Origin of the sequence: Pseudomonas sp. NFACC13-1 (assembly GCF_900104425.1) — a bacterium.
GTDB classification, from domain to species: domain Bacteria; phylum Pseudomonadota; class Gammaproteobacteria; order Pseudomonadales; family Pseudomonadaceae; genus Aquipseudomonas; species Aquipseudomonas fluorescens_AA.
The window spans coordinates 1-4406 of record NZ_FMXV01000062.1 but is presented as its reverse complement, the minus strand read 5'-3'; the positions used below and the strand labels follow the sequence as shown (position 1 = coordinate 4406).

Annotated in this window: 2 protein-coding genes and 1 pseudogene; all 3 read left to right on the top strand. The window is 52.3% G+C overall.

Annotation, left to right across the window (positions count from 1 at the left end):
- Positions 1 to 481, top strand: a pseudogene (locus BLQ55_RS30965) (hypothetical protein); the annotation flags it as partial.
- A gap of 270 nt (positions 482 to 751) precedes the next feature.
- Complete coding sequence (locus tag BLQ55_RS30960; RefSeq protein WP_092259510.1) at positions 752 to 2563, top strand: hypothetical protein; 1812 nt, start codon at positions 752 to 754, stop codon at positions 2561 to 2563.
- Between the two features lie 176 nt (positions 2564 to 2739).
- Positions 2740 to 4406: hypothetical protein (locus BLQ55_RS30955; protein ID WP_256326680.1), on the top strand; the 1667-nt coding region annotated here is incomplete at its 3' end.

The window sequence follows — 4406 nt, the reverse complement described above, 5'->3', positions numbered from 1 at the left end:
GGGGGAGAGCGGTTCTATCGAAACCAATAATGGCGTTTACACCTATGTCTCGAATAAAGACGTCGTCGAAGGGAAAACCTATGTGATGGATGAACTCGTGGCGACTTATAAGGGGTATACGGCGTCGGTTTACATGGTGGTTAAACAGATAAATCCCAGGATCACCATTCAAGCCCCTGATAGCTTGGAAGGATTGACAGAAGTCGCTTTAAGAGCCAAAGCCAATGGCCTGGATATAACCCAATACGCTGAATGGAGTATTGAATTCAACGGCCCCGGCTCATGGCACAGCGAAACCCCAGGCGTCTATCAGGTTGACGAAATGGCCCCGCAGGCTTTCGTGTTCATCAGAGCGTCCTATGACGGGGGGCCTCTGGGTATTCTAGAAGGTCATCTACTGCTCGCGCTGCCCTTGCACGATATTCCCGATGTGCCGCTGAGTGTTGCCGAGACTGATGGCGAGACAGGCCTGGCTTATTGATCTGTATAACGACTTACTTGCAACCCATTTATTAGAGCTCCCCATTGGCGCAATGCAATAGCGTTGTAGTCGACATAATCGTCGGTCATGACATTGCCGCGATAGCCATAATGAACGGCGCTTTTTAACGGGAGGACTACGGTGAGTTGTCGACACGGTAACAGACTGCAGAGCGCCGGTAACCTAACAGTTCTGATAGTGGTCGGCGCGATCAGTCAGGGGTAAAACGTCTTCATCGCTGCATGAAAACTCAACGAGGGTGTCAAACCCATGAATACAAAAGATGCCCCGCCGGCTCCCCACATTCCGCTACTCGGTCGCGATAACGTGATCGATCTGGATGTGTTGGGAACAGACGACTTGTTGACCTATGTGCAGTATCCAGGACTTGCAATAGGTCATGGGATCGAACCCAACTGGCGAGGGCGCAGCCCGATGGGCGAAGCGATCGATGAAACCAACTACCAGGATGTCGATGACCGTTTGGAACATGACGAGAACGGTGATCCAAGAATGCCGATAGTGATTGAGAACGCCAAACTCGTCAGCCTGGATCAGGGGGAAGTGTTTTACTCCTATCGACAATCGGATGGCGGTCCGCTAGGGGAAGAGTCCCGGCGTCTGTTTTTTTATGTGGGCAAGCGCGTCGGTCTTCTGAGCTTGCCTGTGGCGCAGATGAAGGAATCTCACGCATTGTGCGTGAACCCAAGCGCCATCGCCGGCCCCGCGCTCATATCCACCGCGCCTTATCAGGCGATGGCCGAAGGTGATGAGCTTACTTTCACTTGGGTGGCCTATCGCGCTACCGGAGGGACCCCCACGACCCATACGATACGCCGGACATTGAGCGCCGATGACGTGGGCAAAACCCTGGAGTGGTCTTTGCCCAAGGCACAACTCACATTGATCCAGAACGGTGGTCATGGGGTTATGCAGTACCGGGTGCAGTACGCCGATCCACAGGATCCGCTCACGCCCGAATCAACTTCCGCCGAACAGACCATTACGGCAGTGGACACCCTTGAACCGTTGTTGCCCGAACTGATTGTCGCGGGTGCCGACAGTGGCTCGATTGACCCGGCACGACACCCCGATGGCTTGCCCGTGCAGGTGCCACTGTATGACAGCCGGCAGCCGGGTGACGTGGTGACGGTATATGCGCAAGGCGACACCAACCTGCTCGCTACCGCGCTGCTGGATGTGTCGGCGGTCGAGAGCGGGATCATCACGCAGGTCCTTGAACACCGCTGGTTACAGGAGAACAACGGCAAGGTTGTCGAGCTGCTTTATCACTATGCGCGGGCAGGGGCTTCGTTCAGCTCGCGCCCGTTGACGCTGATGGTTCGGCGCCCCCTTGAGCTGTATGCACCGATTGTGGATAAGGCCACTCTTTACGATGACGACGGGTCGGGCGTGGTCAAGGGGTGGGTGAAGGCCGCTGATGTGCTGACCGGGGCCGTCATCGATATTCCGCAGGACTCCGTGATTGGCAACGATGACAAGGTCAGCATGATCTGGGACGGCTTTGGCGATCCGCTGGTGGTGACGATGCCCGCGGTCGGCAACGACAGGCGATTCAACATTCCCCGTACGGCCGTACCGATGAATGTGGGGAAACATGTTGTGATTCATTACGAGGTTCTGCCGCCAGATGAAACCGTTCCTCACAATTCACCGTTTTATGATTTGGACATAAAAAACTTCGACAGTGGCTGGCCGCAGGTCCAGGCCGAAAGGCCGAGACTTAGCGGTGGCTATATCAAGTTGAGCGAGATCACCGACCCGGACATGCTCTTTAAATTGGAAAGCTGGCATTTCATGGCAGAAGGGCAACTTCTAAAAATTCAGGCAAGCGGCGTATCGTCAGCGACACACGAGGTAGTAACTCATACGATGCGTGACGAAACGCAGCCCCTTACCGACGATGAATACTACGATGGATATATATTGCCAGCGCTTGATAAGGGCTTTTTAAATTCTCTGGTAATGGCTGAAAAACTTTCTATCTTGGTTCAGTTGAGTTACGACCAGGGCAGCACTTATAAGAAGGTAGATGAACGGCTGTTTCTTCTGGCGCCCTGAACGCACTATTTTTTATGGAAAGACTGATTGTCGTTGAAGGGCATGGTTCGGTAATCGCTTTTTGCTGTTCTGGCGATCAGATGGTTTTGTGACGTTTATCTCGATAGGAAGCGCTCAGTCGTGAGTGTGCGAGACGGCTCGGCTCACCGTTGATTCTGACATTTGAGGGTACGGCAATGGCAACTACCTATACGTTGGCAGAGCTTCTGAGCTGGATGAAGGATCAGGATCGCATGAGCAAATGGGATGCGATTGTGGCCATGGAGCGTAACAAAACCAATCTGCTGCTTATTCAAAACTACATTGATAAGTTCAATTCGGGTAGCTATATCCCGGCCATCACCGGAACCATTGCAACAGGGGGTACTGGTGGCAAATTTCGGGAATATATTCAAGATTTTGAAATGGATGTACCTCGTTTGCATTACGAGGATACCGGTCTTGATAGTTCGAAGGCCAATCTGCGGATGGCCGTTGTGGCCGGGCATCAAGTCTCCATCGAAAAAAACGTGACGGTGTGGCATACCACGCGCATCTTGGATTATGACCCTCTGGACGGGCCGACCTTATTTCTGGACCTGTTATTGCCCGAGGTGTCGGGAGAAATTGCCGACAATGGGAACATCCGCCTGGACCTGAGCAAAAGCGATAACTTTCGCTTGACGTTTGCCGAAACCCAGACAGAACAAGAGCTGGCCGGCAGGGTTTTCAAGGTCTTGTTTAATCGATTGGATGATGAACAGCGTGTCTGGACCCTGGGCACGATTAAGCGGGGCACCAACCCCATGATGCAACCGCGTTCTTTCGCCTTGCGCACGCAGCAGGGTGCCCAGGAGGGCGAGGGAGCGATGCTTGCCTTCGTGCGCATGGAGGGTAGACATGAGGGAGACACGCCTGGCTCGAACAGCGGTTTTCGTTACTTGATCCCGAATGACGCCGGAAGAGATTACTCTGCCACTGTATTGGTAGGGCGAGGCCGAGTAGTTATTGGTGAGTTGGTTCGATCGCTGGGGGAAATGATTGGTAGCGATGATTTTGATTTTGTTTTTGATGATGATAGCGGAGACGTTACTGCGACAGCTAAAGGCGGAGGTATTACGCTTCCCAGTGGGTCATTTAGGGAGCGCATGGAGCTTGACCGTATATCTGCGGATCTTGAGGTTGTACATCCTGCGCTCTTACTGGCGGCCGAGGAACGTCTGGTGATTGCGCTACGGGGGCAAGAGATAAGCGTTGAGTGGCCATGTATAGGGTCTTTTAGAGGCTCTATCACTGTTTTAGGAAGTAATTGGGCGCTTCTGGAAGATTTAATAAATGATTTTAATACCGTGATTAGATACAAAGTGATCGTTAAGGCGACCTATCAATTGATTGATGATGTTAATGGGGGGGCATTGAAAAGAACAAGTTTCGATATTGAAAGCGATGCAACACCTGAGGCAGGTGATGATGTTTGCGGATTTGACAGTGCCGCTGAGCATAATATGGATTACAGAGATTTACCGAAGGATTTCTATTTTCTATTTCCGATCTTTATGATGGCGTTGCTTGTGCGGCTCTCTACTGCAATCGTTGAGATACTGAGGGGGGGGGACGTGTCGGGCGTGATCGAGAATAAAATTAAAGAGGAGTTTCCTACGGGCCGCGCTGTAACGGGATTTATTGCGGAAAATCTCGAGCTTAACTACGGCGAGACCATTCAGATGCTCAATTTACAGTCCCCTTATGATGTCGGTCTGTTCGGTCGTATCAATCCCGCTCAAACAACGTTCGCCATCACCACGCCGGAACCCCGTATTGCCGCCGGCGCGCCGCACTATGCTTTTGAGGTTTTTCCTGAAAG

What these genes read in the sequence shown, in the direction of transcription:
- BLQ55_RS30960 (WP_092259510.1), top strand. Translation starts at nt 752, where the DNA reads ATGAATACAAAAGATGCCCCGCCGGCTCCCCACATTCCGCTACTCGGT.